Annotated in this window: 13 protein-coding genes; 7 read left to right on the forward strand and 6 right to left on the reverse strand. The window is 44.5% G+C overall.

From position 1 onward, the window contains the following. Window positions 1–38 precede the first annotated feature (38 nt). From V144x_RS27935 to V144x_RS27945, 3 genes are all read right to left on the reverse strand, one after another. On the reverse strand, window positions 39–1,253 hold the full coding sequence (locus tag V144x_RS27935) for a cofactor-independent phosphoglycerate mutase (RefSeq protein ID WP_144990480.1): 1,215 nt from the start codon (window positions 1,251–1,253) through the stop codon (window positions 39–41). A 167-nt stretch (window positions 1,254–1,420) separates the two neighbouring features. Beyond that, on the reverse strand, window positions 1,421–2,761 hold the full coding sequence (locus tag V144x_RS27940) for a hypothetical protein (protein ID WP_144990482.1): 1,341 nt from the start codon (window positions 2,759–2,761) through the stop codon (window positions 1,421–1,423). Window positions 2,762–2,990: 229 nt separating this feature from the next. Further along, window positions 2,991–4,163 carry an isocitrate/isopropylmalate dehydrogenase family protein gene (locus tag V144x_RS27945; protein WP_144990484.1) on the reverse strand — a complete coding sequence of 391 codons (1,173 nt, stop codon included), beginning with the start codon at window positions 4,161–4,163 and terminating at the stop codon, window positions 2,991–2,993. Between the two features lie 221 nt (window positions 4,164–4,384). Between V144x_RS27945 and V144x_RS27950 the strand changes: the two genes are divergently transcribed. From V144x_RS27950 to V144x_RS27975, 6 genes are all read left to right on the forward strand, one after another. Then, window positions 4,385–4,702 (forward strand): Mpo1-like protein, encoded by a 318-nt coding sequence (locus V144x_RS27950; RefSeq protein WP_144990486.1) that lies wholly within the window; start codon window positions 4,385–4,387, stop codon window positions 4,700–4,702. A 192-nt stretch (window positions 4,703–4,894) separates the two neighbouring features. Further along, window positions 4,895–7,195: a TolC family protein gene (locus V144x_RS27955; RefSeq protein ID WP_197998678.1), complete on the forward strand. Its 2,301-nt coding sequence runs from the start codon at window positions 4,895–4,897 to the stop codon at window positions 7,193–7,195. Between the two features lie 352 nt (window positions 7,196–7,547). Beyond that, window positions 7,548–8,522, forward strand: a complete 975-nt coding sequence (locus V144x_RS27960; protein WP_144990490.1) for a helix-turn-helix transcriptional regulator — start codon at window positions 7,548–7,550, stop codon at window positions 8,520–8,522. A gap of 429 nt (window positions 8,523–8,951) precedes the next feature. Continuing rightward, window positions 8,952–9,434, forward strand: coding sequence for a phosphoribosyl-AMP cyclohydrolase (gene hisI, locus V144x_RS27965; protein WP_144990492.1), 483 nt, complete (start codon window positions 8,952–8,954; stop codon window positions 9,432–9,434). Window positions 9,435–9,462: 28 nt separating this feature from the next. Beyond that, window positions 9,463–10,863 (forward strand): hypothetical protein, encoded by a 1,401-nt coding sequence (locus tag V144x_RS27970; protein WP_144990494.1) that lies wholly within the window; start codon window positions 9,463–9,465, stop codon window positions 10,861–10,863. Window positions 10,864–10,920: 57 nt separating this feature from the next. Next, window positions 10,921–11,421, forward strand: coding sequence for a 6-pyruvoyl trahydropterin synthase family protein (locus V144x_RS27975; protein WP_144990496.1), 501 nt, complete (start codon window positions 10,921–10,923; stop codon window positions 11,419–11,421). 148 nt (window positions 11,422–11,569) lie between these two features. Here the strand turns inward: V144x_RS27975 and rpsR are convergent, their stop codons facing one another. The 3 genes from rpsR to V144x_RS27990 form a co-directional block, all read right to left on the reverse strand. Further along, window positions 11,570–11,851, reverse strand: coding sequence for a 30S ribosomal protein S18 (gene rpsR / locus V144x_RS27980; protein WP_144990498.1), 282 nt, complete (start codon window positions 11,849–11,851; stop codon window positions 11,570–11,572). A gap of 108 nt (window positions 11,852–11,959) precedes the next feature. After that, the gene (gene rpsN / locus V144x_RS27985) at window positions 11,960–12,229 is read right to left on the reverse strand and encodes a 30S ribosomal protein S14 (protein WP_144990500.1); all 270 of its coding nucleotides are present in this window, start codon (window positions 12,227–12,229) and stop codon (window positions 11,960–11,962) included. Between the two features lie 164 nt (window positions 12,230–12,393). Then, window positions 12,394–13,200, reverse strand: coding sequence for an SDR family NAD(P)-dependent oxidoreductase (locus V144x_RS27990; protein WP_144990502.1), 807 nt, complete (start codon window positions 13,198–13,200; stop codon window positions 12,394–12,396). A 208-nt stretch (window positions 13,201–13,408) separates the two neighbouring features. Between V144x_RS27990 and V144x_RS27995 the strand changes: the two genes are divergently transcribed. Further along, the gene (locus V144x_RS27995; RefSeq protein ID WP_144990504.1) at window positions 13,409–14,089 is read left to right on the forward strand and encodes an NAD(P)H-hydrate epimerase; all 681 of its coding nucleotides are present in this window, start codon (window positions 13,409–13,411) and stop codon (window positions 14,087–14,089) included. The last annotated feature ends 77 nt before the right edge of the window (window positions 14,090–14,166 follow it).

A 14,166-nucleotide genomic window follows, 5' to 3' on the forward strand; every position in this document is an offset into this window, starting at 1 on the left:
TACTGAAGTAAAGAGAGCTAGCCTGAATCGAATTCAGGCTAGTTCGTCAATGTCCCGAAAAAGAAGGGCATGAGTTGATGACCTTTGGGAAGCAGTAAATTGCTCTTTCCCGCCGCAACTTCATCATAACTGGTTGCCTGATCGGGACGTACGTGCGTGCCACAAATTCCAAAAGGCACATAGCCATGGCTATGAGTTTTCGTTCTCAAAAATGTGGGATGATCAGGGCAAACTAAGAAACGGTACTCGCCTTGCTTTTTTAAGTAATCATGCACAGGCCCCACGATGTGCTCATCGATCATTTCCAGGGCTTTGATTTTTTCCTGTACCTCACCTTCATGTGAAGCTTCATCTGTGGCCTCTACATGCACGACTACAAAATCTGTCTTCTTCAGAGTTTCCATTGCAGCGCGGCCTTTGGCTGCGTAATCGGTATCAGTATAACCGGTGGCCCCTTCCACTTCGATTACTTCCCAGTCAAGTAAACGCCCCAAGCCTCTCAACAAATCTACTGCTGTGATCACAGCCCCTGTTTTACCAAATTGTTCATGAAAGGGTTTGAGCGCAGGTCTGCTTCCCTGCCCCCATAACCAGATCTGTGTTGCCGCTGGATGTTTGTCAGATCGATTTTGATTTTTTGATGATTTTGAAAACAGTTTCTTGCTGCGTTCCATCAGGTCGAGCATTAACTCACTTCCTCTGCCTGAGGGAAGGTCATGCTGAATTGGTTGGTCGGTTAAATCGTGAGGAGGAACTGTGAGTGTCCCTGAATCAAAAGGGGCATCATCTCCACTCTGCCCTCGATAGATCAATAAATTGCGATAGCTGACGCCTTGATGAAATTCCCATTGCGGATCATCGGCAGTTTCCTCTTGAAGCAAACCAACTAATTCTTCACCAACATCATTGGGAAGTTGAGATGCTGTGAAACTCGCCATGTTTCCCTCAGCAATCGTGACAAAATTACAACGGATGGCCCAGTCGTGAGCGCCTAACTCGATTCCCTGTGCGGCCGCTTCAAGAGGAGCGCGACCAGTATGATAAGTCAGAGGATCGTATCCAAAGAGACTCATTGTTCCCACATCACTGCCGGAGGGCATTGATGCAGGCACGGTATCAGTTCTCCCGAGAATCCCCTGAGAAACAACGGCATCCATATGGGAAACCTGGGCCGCCTGCAAAGGCGTCTTGCCACCTAATGTTTCTTGTGGCTCATCCGCACAACCATCTGGGATTACGAGAACATATTTCATCTTATTGACATTTACTCTCAGGTAGGATCAGGGAACGAAAAACGAAAGGGCAGCTACTTGCTTACTATCCTGAATTTAGGATCTTCCTGCAAGTAACTTGAGTTAGGAAATTATGTCATGCTCCTTTTCAAGAAGTGTCGTAGTTGATCTGGAGCAGAAACCTACGCTTATTTAGGTTGAGGATCAGACTCAACAAAATCGCGAGGCATTGGGATATCTTTTGTAATGACGTTCCAAGAGGCACCCATTTCGCGGAATTGATTAAAATTCTTAGGTTTATATGAAAACTCTAATTGTGGAGTTTTCATCTTCGCTTGTCCTTTTTCGAAATAGGAATGCATGGCAGCATCCAACACTCCAGTCATCAATAATGTTCTTTCGCAGGGATACGGTTCCTTCTTATGCACAAACAAATATTGAATCGCGTTTGAAAATGCCCGGAACAGATTGCGATTTCCCCAGGGACCAGGGAAAAACGTAGTCGCCTTGGGCTTTGATTCACCTTTCACACGACAAGCAAAATTCCAGCGAACGCCATTTGAACCAATCTTAAGCATCGTCGCACGAAAACCATCTTTATATTCCAATAGGATTCCATGAGGCTCTGACGTACCCTCTTTCCCAACCTTATCAAAGAGAGACCGCTTCTTACTTCCTAGCTCCGCCTGCATCGCTGCCTCAGCGAGCTTCATTGACCAACGTCCTTCACGGCCCGCCTTGATCAATTCATCTCCCTTCAAAAATTGAACAGATGAAACTCCAGTCTCTCCCCCTTTGCGAAATTCCACCATAGACTGCAAAACTTCTAACCCATGAATATCATATTTTTCAATGGGTCCGCCATGAATTGAGACTGCATCTTTTAATTCCGTTCCATAAGGTATTTCTAACGGAATGGTTCGTACTGCCAGAGGAACCGAACTACCAACCATCATCGGAAACTCATATTTTCGAGAGGTGTCATACATCTCGCGCGCCCAATCCCAACGATAAGAATAATGCTTATCACTGAAAACAGGTACAAATCGTTTCGATTGTTTCATCACATCGACGATCTCATCGAAAAAACGTTTTCGGGGATACATAGTCTGACCATATTTTGTATCAGGATAAGTACCATGCTCACCGATAGAGAGAACAGCATCGACCGCTAACTCCTTGCCTCCTAAGCATAATGCTTCACGAATTGTTTTATAAATCGGAATATTATTTTTTTTTGCAACACCCCGCGAAAGATCTCGATCTGTAAACTGATCACCATAAAAAGAAACGACATCACACTGTGGTTGTAGCAACTTCCCATTAAAAAGATACGGCCCTAAAAAGGGATGCAAAATGTGATAGGCATGAGAAATGTAAAAAAATTCGGTATAAATGGCAGCTACCTGAGGACGCTTTGATTCAGCTGCTTCCGAAGCGAGCTTTTGCCAATTCAGACCGGTAGAACCAGCAAATGTTGCCGCACTCATTTTCAACAGTTCACGACGTGAAAGAAAATGGTTCGTCATGAGGAAGGCTCCTGTAGTAGGATCAATTTAGGTGGGATAAGTGCCTTCATCGTATCAAAATTGATTGATCTCTTCACCAATTTTATATATTGATTAACCAATTCTTACAAATATTTATAAACAGATTACGTAAATTGCTATTGTGCATATAGCACAAAAAAACTGCGATTCGACGCACTTTAGTATGTCGAATCGCAGTTATCAATTTGATAGAACAAATGCAAATAGATTATTGCATTTTGCGACAGATCGCGTCAGCCATCTCCTGAGTTCCAACGGCTGTAGGATCATTTCGATCGTCTTTGAGATCATAAGTCACATCTTTGCCTTCAGCTATCACATCGGCAACAGCCTGATCCAGCTTTGTTGCCGCATCGTGTTCACCCAGATAATCGAGCATCATCTTTCCAGATAGAATCAAGGCAACGGGATTGACTTTATTCTGTCCTTTGTATTTGGGAGCAGAACCGTGTGTAGCTTCGAAGATAGCCGACTCAGGCCCAATATTCGAACCAGGGGCAACACCCAAACCACCGACCAGACCAGCACACAAGTCGCTCAGAATATCGCCATACAAATTAGATGTGACAAGTACATCATATAACTCTGGTTTTTGCACAAGTTGCATGCACATGTTGTCAATCAGGCGTTCGTTGTATTCAATATTGCCACCACAGTCCGGTACTTGGCCTGCCAGTTTTGCATCAGGCTCAACACCTTCAGCGAGATCTTCCCACTCAAATTTGGCACCGTAGGCCTTGGCGACCGCACGCGTTTCGTCATACCACAGACCATCTGTAAATTTCATAATGTTTGCTTTACAGATTGAAGTAACTGCTTTGCGCTTGTTATCGACAGCATATTTAAATGCGTAATTACAGATATCGCGAGTTCCCTGATACGACATCGGCTTGATACTCACACCCGTCTCATTAACAGGAGTATTAATTTTTTTACCGGTTGCATATTCGTTAATCGTGTTGATTAGTGCGGCCGTGTTTTCTTCACCTGCTTGAAATTCAACACCCGCATACAAATCTTCCGTATTTTCACGAACGACGACCAAATCGACATTAGATTCAGAAAAGTAAGTCCGCACCCCTTTGTAAGTTTTGCAAGGACGAATACAGGCATATAAGCCCAGCTCTTGTCGTAGAAATACATTGACACTACGGAAACCTTTTCCGATCGGAGTCGTAATAGGTGCTTTCAAGGCGACTTTGTTGGCCCGAATAGATTCCATGACTCGATCAGGGACGCTACCTTCAGCCTCTATCACTTCGATTCCACATTCCTGAACGTCCCAGTCGATTTTCACGCCAGTAGCATCAACACACTTACGTGTTGCTTCGGCAATTTCCGGACCAACTCCATCTCCCGGAATTAATGTGACTTTATACATCGTTTCCTCAAATACTTCTGATAAAAAAGGGCATGTAACCGGGAACTCAAGTTCGTGTAGCAATCCGAAAGGAGTATGCTGACTCTTGAAACCAAAGGCCACACTGGTTGATACTGAATAGACAGTGCACAAGCAAGCTGTGACCGTATCAAAACAGAAATCGCTTTTCAACTATACGCGATGAACGGCACTTACTTTTCAAGCCAATCGGATGAATTCAGATGATTCAACGCTTTTTCAGCAATTATTTTCTCCGACACCAAAACAGGCTCAATCAAATCCTGCATATGATTGGAGTTCCGCTGACATTCGGAGGATTGATTGGATTTGGATTAGCCAACCAGTGGGTTTTGGCCGGAATCGCGTTCTTTGCGGGATACGCTTTACAGTTTTTGGGTCACTTTATTGAACAGAATGACGCGGGAGAAGTCATTCTACTAAAGAAAATGCTGGGAAAGCCTTACACAGAGTTCGGGCCAAATGCACAAAAACATATGAATTTTGACCAATCGTCAAAAAAGTCAAGTTGTAACGATTAAACAGCCGATATCGAAAATAGTGATTTTACCAAACGGGCAGCTTGTGCTCCGAACCATTGTTTCACACACAAAATTGGTTGTCAGCGCGCATTGGTGAATTCTCCCAGAATTACTATCGATTATGAACCCTAAGTGGTTATGAAAAAACACTTTGTAACCATAATCGACGTTCATGTCTTTAAGGATGGATACATGAACCTTCGTCAGAAGTTACACCAATTTTTCTGTGGTTGTCTGATTACCAGCCAATTGGTTGGTTGTCATGGCCTCGGTACCGATACGGATCTGCATTACCTCGGCGACAAAGAACTTCAATATTATGAAGATGTCGCCACAAAGATCGAATATCCGGCTGTGTTCGAGGAAACTCCAGAAGAAATTACGTTTTCTGGCAAACCACGTACGTTGGCAGATCGTTCGCAGGATGAAATCTGGGACTTACCTTTGATGGACGCAATCCACTTGGGTCTGTCGAATAGCGAAGTCATCCGTGTCGCTGGTACGCTGGGGACAAATGGAAACGGGCTACTGAATAATCCGGATGGAACTCCATCTGTTTATGACCCATCCATTCAGGAAACCAATGTGCTATTGGGTGGTTCGCGTGGCGTTGAAGCAGCCCTTTCTGCCTTTGATACTACTTTCACTGCAAATATGTTATGGGGCCGCTCAGAACAGGTTCAAAACAGCCCGTTTTTTGGTGGAATTCCGGGCGGTACTTTGACTCAGGAAACGGGACAATTTCAATCTGGTCTTTCCAAAACATTTGCAAACGGCGGACAATTTTCCATCAATCATAACTGGAATTACCAGGGTAGTAATGCGACGAGCCAATTATTCCCTTCCAACTATACTGGCAACTTTGGTGCTTCCTATCGTCAACCATTCCTGGCAGGAGCTGGAGTTGACTATACCCGCATCGCAGGTCCGATTGGCTCTGGATTCACTGGCATCACTGGTGTCAGCCAAGGTGTCGTCATCGCGCGTATCAACAACGATTTAGTACTCGCGGATTTCGAGAGAAACGTTCGCAACCTGGTCTCAGATATTGAAGAGAGCTATTGGCAACTTTATCTGGCTTATCGATTGTATGATACACAAGTCGTGGCCCGTAATTCTGCATTACGTAGTTGGCGCGAGGCACATGCAAAGCTAGAAGCCGGTGGTACCAGAAACTTCAAACCAGCTGACGAAGCACAAGCCAAAGATCGTTTGTTTGAAACCCAGTCTTTAGTCCAGTCTACACGGAGTGATATTTATACCGCTGAAAGCCGTTTCCGTCGACTTGTTGGACTACCCGTTAATGATGGCAAAATCATTCGTCCAATTGATGACCCTGTTTCAGCCGAGTTTACACCAGACTGGAGTATGTGTCTGACTGAGGCGCTGGTGCATCGAGTTGAACTTCGAAGACAAAAATGGAATATTAAAAGCCTCGAATTTCAGCGTTTAGCTGCTACCAGCCTGACCCGACCACGACTGGATCTGGTATCCAGTTATCAAGTGAATGCATTCGGCGATAGACTGCTGAGTCAGAGAAACACAGATGGCATTACCGCTCAAGGCTTACATAGCGCCTATGGAACACTGATGCAAAACGATCAGGATAGCTGGACGATCGGCTGGGAATTCAGTGTTCCACTTGGTTTTCGGTCAGCTCATGCTCAAGTTGAAAACTTGGAGTTTCGAATCTCAAAAGCACGAAGTGTGTTACAAGCGCAGGAAATGGACGTCAGTCAGGAACTGGCGATTACCTTCCAGGATCTGGCTAAAAACTACGCTACAGCGCAATCGAATTTCAATCGTTGGCGTGCAGCTAGAAGACGAACCGAGCTATTTGACGCAGAAGTCCAGGCAGGAACCACTACACTCGATACCTTGTTACGTGCTCAATCCAGTCTAGCAGCCGCCGAAACAGAATATTATCGATCGCTGGTCGCTTACAATGTAGCCATTAAAAACCTCTACAAATGGAAAGGAACCTTGCTGAAGCACAACAATATCCATCTGATGGAAGGAGAGTGGTCACCAGTCGCATATCAACAGGCAATTAGACGAGCCTGGGCCAGAACTCATGGTATCGAAGCTCATAAACTGCGTAGCAAACCAGAACCGTTTGTTGCGGCAGGGTATGTGGGCGAAGTTGGCTTGATGCCCACCAAAGAGGGAGAAGCAGAGATGATGGAGCAACAAGATGGCCTGACGCCAAGCGTTTTACCTGTTCCAGAACCAGAAACGTCTCCCGATTATGCACCACCGGTTCCAGAGGCAAATGAACCAGCGGCCCATTTAGAAAGTTCTGATATTGACGTAAGAAATCCGTTTGTTTTATCCGATACAGAAAGAACAGTCGAGTACATACTTGACTCAGACGAGACGCAAAACCTTGATGACATAGCACCGGTTTCAGCAACGGAACATGAGGCTTCAACTTCAGATACTGAACAAATAAACGAGCTTGAATTATTACCTGCCTCGAATTTTGTGGAATGAAAGCACCTCGGACAATACTCATGTTATTCCGATAATACAGCCTTCGCAGGTTAGCGAATTACTCATTCATTTTTTTTAAAATCGATTTTGATTTCTGAGACTCTTTGTCGTAAGTACGAGCTAGATTTAGACAAAGCTTGTGAGTGAAAAGCCTACTGCTGCTCATTTTCGCTCACAATACGCTCGTATCGATGCCCATCTCCATCGATTGTTATTTCCAAGTGTTGGTTTGCATCACTTGTTACCGCAATTATGATGAATCGTGGTACTACAAGTGCAACTCAACCTGAGTATTCGGGTTTGAAAACCCGCCACTAATCAGGCTTGTGGAAAAGCATTCAAAAGATAATCTATGGTAGCTGGACGAATTCATCGTCTCCTAAAACTGATCGCTTTGTTACAGTCGGGGCGAGTTTATAACTCTGCACAACTCGCTACCGAATGTGAAGTCAGTCGCAGGACGGTATTTCGAGATCTAAGTACATTACAAGAGTCAGGTATCTATGTCCTGTATGACGAAGAAAGGCAAGGATACTCTCTTCCGTGGCGGACAATCGTTCCCTTCAAAGATTTGACCTTTGAGGAAGTTCTCGCATTACTCGTTTTATGCCAGAACCTTGATAAAACTATTGTCGGACTTCCGATTCACCAATTTGCAAGATCAGCGTCTACTAAAGTTTTGAGTAGCTTGCCAGATCAATTGCGTGAAGATGTCATCGACGCAGCACAACTGATCTCCATCTGGTTCCCTTCTACAAATCCACATATACGTAATGTAATTCATCACAAAAATCTGTTCAAAGCGGCAATAGAAAAAAGAAATGTGCGCATCCAACATGCTTGTCCTAAAGAACAGAAAACCATCTCTACGATGTTGAGCCCGTTTCATATATTATATTCCAATCAACAGTGGTATGTTGTAGGACGATCTTCTATTGATAGAGGAATAAAAGTATTTCCACTTCAGACGATTGTAAAATCAGAACTATTGGATGAAACATTTAAAAAGCCATCTCGTTTTAACCTTAATCGTTACCTTGGTAAGTCATGGAACCCCATAAAACATTCTCGCAAATTGCAATCGGTTAAAATTCACTTTGAACGTAATGCCGGTGAAAAAGTTTCCCTGGTTTGCTGGGATCAATCGCAAGAGATCAAGAAGCTGAAGGGAGGCACGATTGAATTTCGCGCGCAAGTTGACAGCCTGGACTGCATTTCCGATTGGGTATTGAGTTTTGGAGATCAAGCAGAGGTTATCTCACCTCGTCCCTTTCGCAAACTGGTAAAAGAGAAAATTTTACGCATGTCGCAGATATATTCAGCGTAATCAAGCTTTGATTCTTTCGTGACATATTCCGCGAACTTTTTAGAGCAAAAAACGTCTCTATTAAATCAGACATTCTCTCACAACTCGGTTAACAGTTTGTTTGAAGATTGCGCATGTATACTGTTTTTATCCTAAAAAACGATTATTCTATGAATCCTCTCGAAATCTCCTCTGAAACTACTGACCTGCCACACCATTAGGTTTACCATTTTAAGAGCAGGAAATCTCGCGATTTCCGCTTGAAGAACGCCTCAGATCATGTGTCTGGCATCAAGCTTTGATTATGATGTACTCAGCCGCATTGCTTTTCCTGAGAAGATCGATAATTGGTCGATTCATTTAGAGTTTTAAGTCCCATATAAGTAGTATTAAGTGGGGAACTTCTCCACAGATTAGATAAAGATTGCATTGAAGTGAGGTAAGAGAAACATGTCAGATGGTATTCAATTCGCTGAACGGACTTCAGTCGAGCAGGTTGAAGAAGGAACAGAACTGGCCCCTAAGTTTGATCAGGACGGTTTGATTCCTGTCGTGACCACAGATTTTAGTTCTGGTGAATTGTTGATGCACGCCTATATGAATGAGGAAGCGCTCAAGAAAACGATCGAATTGGGGGAAGCCGTCTATTGGAGCCGAAGCCGTCAAGTGCTCTGGCACAAAGGAGCCACGAGTGGGCTCGTTCAAAAAGTGAAAGCGCTTCTGATCGATGATGACCAGGATACCATCTGGTTACGAGTCGATGTTCAAGGGGGCGCCAGTTGTCACGTCGGTTATCGGTCCTGCTTTTATCGTCGTGTTCCGGTAAGCGAAGAAATGAATGAGAAAGGCCTCGGACTTCAATTTACCGAAACGGAAAAAGTATTTGATCCCAAAGAGGTCTATGGAGACGCTCCGAACCCAACCAAACTGTAAGGTGTATAAACACCCCTGAAGGTGAATCATGAGCAATTTCAGTCGACGCGATTTTCTTGCTGCTTCTTTGGCTGCTACGGGTAGTACGTTTTCTCTCAGTGAATGGTCTTTCGCAAACCGTGAAGAAACGGCTGCGAATCCAAATCTGCACCTTGCTCCGTTTCGCTTCGACGTTTCACCTCCCAAAGGTCATTCATTGTGTGGTGGCTGGATTAAGCCGGTGGTTGGCTATGATGATTCACTGGAAGCAATTGGATATGTTTTACTGGGTGCTGGTAAGCCAATCGTGGTTTGTGCGGTTGACTGGACAGGCCTGTTAAATGATGCACATATCGCCTGGCGAAAAGCATTAGCAGACGCAGCTGGTACAACCATTGATCGAGTCGCCGTACAATGTGTCCATCAGCATAACGCCCCGTTTGCATGCTTAAATGCTGAGCAGATCGTACTCGAACAAGGTGATTTGCCACATATTATCGAACTGGACTTTTTCAATTCTTGTCTGGAGAAAGCCCATAAAGCAGTGGCAGCAGCGATTCCCAAAGCAGAACCTGTGACACACATCGCACATAGCCAAAGTAAAGTCGATAAAGTCGCTTCCAACCGCCGTATTGACCGGGATAAGAATGGAAAAATTAAACGCATGCGGGGAAGTAGTTGTAAGGATGAATCACTTCGAAGTATGACGGAAGGAATCATTGATCCCTGGCTGAAAACAATTGCCTTTTACAACAAAGATAAGAAGCTGGTTTCCTGCCATTATTATGCAACGCATCCCATGAGTTATTATGGCGATGGACGTGTCAGCAGTGACTTTACCGGCATCGCCCGCAAGCAACGGCAAGAAGAAGAGCCAGGGTGCACGCACATTTATTTCACGGGGTGTGCAGGTAATGTGTCAGCCGGTAAATACAATGACGGCTCTCACGAGATGCGTAAAATTCTGGCACGTCGGATTTATGATGGCATGATTGCATCTGAGAAACAATTAAAGCCCGAACCCATCGGGCAGATTTCCTGGAAATCACATGACATTCTACCACCGGTAAGAAACACTTATCAGGCAGCTGAGTTAAAGAAGAGGATTTCGAATAAGGCCAATCGAGTCGTAAATCGGAATCGGCCTTCTTATACTCTAGCCTGGCTCGAACGCGTTGAGAAAAAGATTCCCATTACATTAAGTTCTCTGCAAATGAATGACATCAAAACGCTTCATTTACCAGCAGAAAGCTTCATCGAATACCAGTTACGTGCTCAAAACATGCAGCCTGATCAATTCATCGCGACTGCCGCTTATGGTGATGGCGGGCCATGGTATATTCCGATCGCAGAAGAATACCCCGCGGGCGGCTATGAAGTAAGTGTTGCCTTTTGTGATCCAAAGGTAGACACCATTATGACACAGGGTATGAAATTCCTACTGAGTTAGAGAGCAAGTTTTTAGAAGCATTATCGAGAAAGCCTATTAAGAGGACGAGTTGATATCATGGGTATGACAATTATGCGTCGGGTCAAGTTTAATGCAGGACACCGATTATTTCGCCATGAAGGGAAATGCCAATTTTTTCATGGCCATAATTATGTCGCAGACTTTTATGTGACCGGCCCGGAAACTGATGCCGTGGGACGAATTATCGACTTTGCGCATCTCAAATCCCTGCTGAAGGGCTGGATTGATGAAAACTGGGATCATGGATTTCTACTCAATATCGAAGACGAAAATGGCCTGAAAGCCATCCGCATGGTGGAACCCACCAAGTATTTTGTACTTCCCTACAACCCAACTGCTGAAAATATGGCAAAGTATTTACTCGATGAAGTCTGTCCTAATCTGTTAGGCGAATTAGGGGTGCAGGCTGTGAAAGTCGTGATCTGGGAAACAGAAGAATCCTGTGCCGAAGCTACTTTGGACCAAAAACACAAGTCGGATTATGATCTGTTAGATGAATTTCAAACCGACTCCTTCCCGACCGGATTCAACTGGTAAGCGTCTTCTGGAATTACAACTTCTACTCCTTCATGCCATCAGTCTCTCTCGAAAGAACTCTGAACTCATGCTTCTTTAAGGAAATAAAAAAGGCTCTGGATATTATCCAGAGCCTTTTCATTATGAATTCAGTGAATTATGCCGCTTATTAGTCTTCAGAAACGTGAGACAACAAACCGATAAAACGGGCTCTCAAGACAGCACGGCGAACTGCTCGTTGATAAAGAGCAGAGGTACCAGTACGACGGCGAGGTAAAATGCGTCCTTCACGATCCAGAAGAGAACGCAATGTTCTCAGATCCTTATAATCGACATAAACGGGACGCGGGATGTTTCCATCCGGACAGAATCGACATTTGAGCTTCTTTTTCAGGCGTGCTCGTTTTTTCCGTCGTTTAACAATTTCTTTTCTAGATAAACCGACTGACATTTTGTTTTTTCCTATTTCATGCGTCGTGACTGGGGACACCCAAATTGGGGCGACGCTATTTTGTAAATTGCTGGCTTAAATCGAAGACCAACCTTCAATCCGTTGATACTACCAGCTTGATTTCTTCATACCTGGAATCAGGCCATCTAAAGCCATGTCTCGTAATGCAATACGGGAGATCTGGAACTTACGATAGTTACCACGGGGGCGCCCTGTTAGCTGGCATAAACGACGAAGACGTGTTTTGCTGGAATTACGAGGCAGTTTCGCCAGTCCAGCGTAATCGCCTTTGGCGATCAACTCTTCGCGTTGTGCAGCATATTTTGCAACGAGTTTTGCGTTTCTCTTTTGCTTTTCAATTTTTGCTTTTGAAGCCATCTATATACCTTCTCCGAAATTCCAAAAATGGGAACGACAGTTATACTGCGATTTGCGATAGATCGTCAACTTGCTGAGCTCTGTTCAAAACAAAATCAGCTAAAAAAGCGGATCGCAGAGGACAAACCGAATTTGAATCACATTAGAATGTGTTCTTTTGTGCCCTATTTCTTGTCTTTTTGTGGCTGTGGACGGAAATATTTCATCGACTCGACCACCACTGTCCTACGCGTCGCGATCCGCACCAACAACGATAAGAAATAATTACCCCAACCAGAAACCGCGTATTGCCGCTTTTTTTCAACAGCTTTCAGACCTGTTTTGACCACCTGTTCCACAGTCTGGAATCGGTGTTTTTTTAGCCATCCTTCGACACCGGCAACGTCGAAAAATTCGGTTTGCGTTGTTCCCGGACACAGGGCGGTGACTGTCACTCCTTTGTCGCGTGCTTCCGCCCATAATCCTTCACTGAAATGCAATACATAACTTTTGCTGGCCGCATATGATGACATGTAGGCTACTGGTTGGAAAGCAGCTACTGAGGCAATATTGATGATGGCGCCATGCCCGCGTTCCATCATTTCAGGCAAATAAAGATACGTCAGTTCGGTTAATGCTCCCACATTCAGCCGCACCATTTGCATCACTCGTTTGGCGTCGGTAGAGGCAACATCAGAAACCACACTAAACCCAGCATTATTAATCAGCAATTCAATCTCGATGCCACGCCGCTTGACCTCATCGTATAGCTTCTGAGGAGCTTCCTGCTCAGAGAGATCTAATGTGATGACTTCAGTCTTTGTTCCATGACGAGTTAATAATTCTGAGGCCAGGTTTTCCAGATGCTCCTGGCGACGTGCGGTCAGGACCAAGTGCATACCTCGTGCAGCCAGTCGGTGCGCAAATTCCAAACCAATCCCTGATGAAGCGCCCGTGACCAGAGCCCATCGGTTAGAATATTCATCTATCACAGCTGACTCTCCAGAAGTATCCTATTGGAGACTAAGAATTTCCTATTTTGAAAAGAGATCGGGAAAACATGCCCGCATCATGTAAGATCGTAATTTAAATTCCATCAGGTGAAAACCCCGTAACCACTGTTTATAAAATTACTTTGAGCGATTTTTTACTATTTTTAACTCTATTTGCATACCCCGAATTCACAAAACGAGAATAAAAATGGCCCATCATGAACGACTAAGCCGGAAAGCAGTTCGGAGTGTAGACCAACGCACGGTCGAAGAGTTTGGTCTGCCTGGAATTGCACTTATGGAAAACGCGGGGCGAGGCGTGTTTGAACTGCTAGTATCACTGAAAGTAAAAGGACCCGTCAAAATTTGTGCTGGTAAAGGCAATAATGGCGGTGATGGGTTTGTAATTGCCCGACATTTGGATAATGCTGGTATTCCCGTGCAAATTTATCTATTGGCAGACCCCGAACAACTTAAGGGAGATGCTGCGATAAATTATCAAGTGGCTTTAAGGATGGGTTTAGTAATCCACTGTGATCCCAACTTAGATTACCCTGAAGAATTTCGGACATTTCTAGAAGAAGCTGATTGGATCGTAGACGCACTGTTAGGAACCGGCATTCAAGGTACAATTCGCCCGCCATTTACAACCGCGATCCAGATTATGAACCAATCTCAGGGAAACAAATTAGCGGTAGACCTTCCTTCTGGTCTTGACTGTGATTCAGGATTGCCATTGGGAGATTGTGTCGTCGCTAACCATACTGCAACGTTTGTAGCTGAAAAAAAGGGATTCGCTCTACCAGACTCGAAGCAATACACGGGAACGATCTCTGTTCTGGACATAGGTGCTCCTCGGAAAGTAGTGACTGAGCTTCTAGAAATATGATCATTTTCAATTAAGTCATATGGCACGAAATCGGTTTACCTGCAATCACTTAAGAGGAAAAATTCGATGATTTCCTG

Origin of the sequence: Gimesia aquarii (assembly GCF_007748195.1) — a bacterium.
In the GTDB taxonomy this organism is placed as follows: domain Bacteria; phylum Planctomycetota; class Planctomycetia; order Planctomycetales; family Planctomycetaceae; genus Gimesia; species Gimesia aquarii.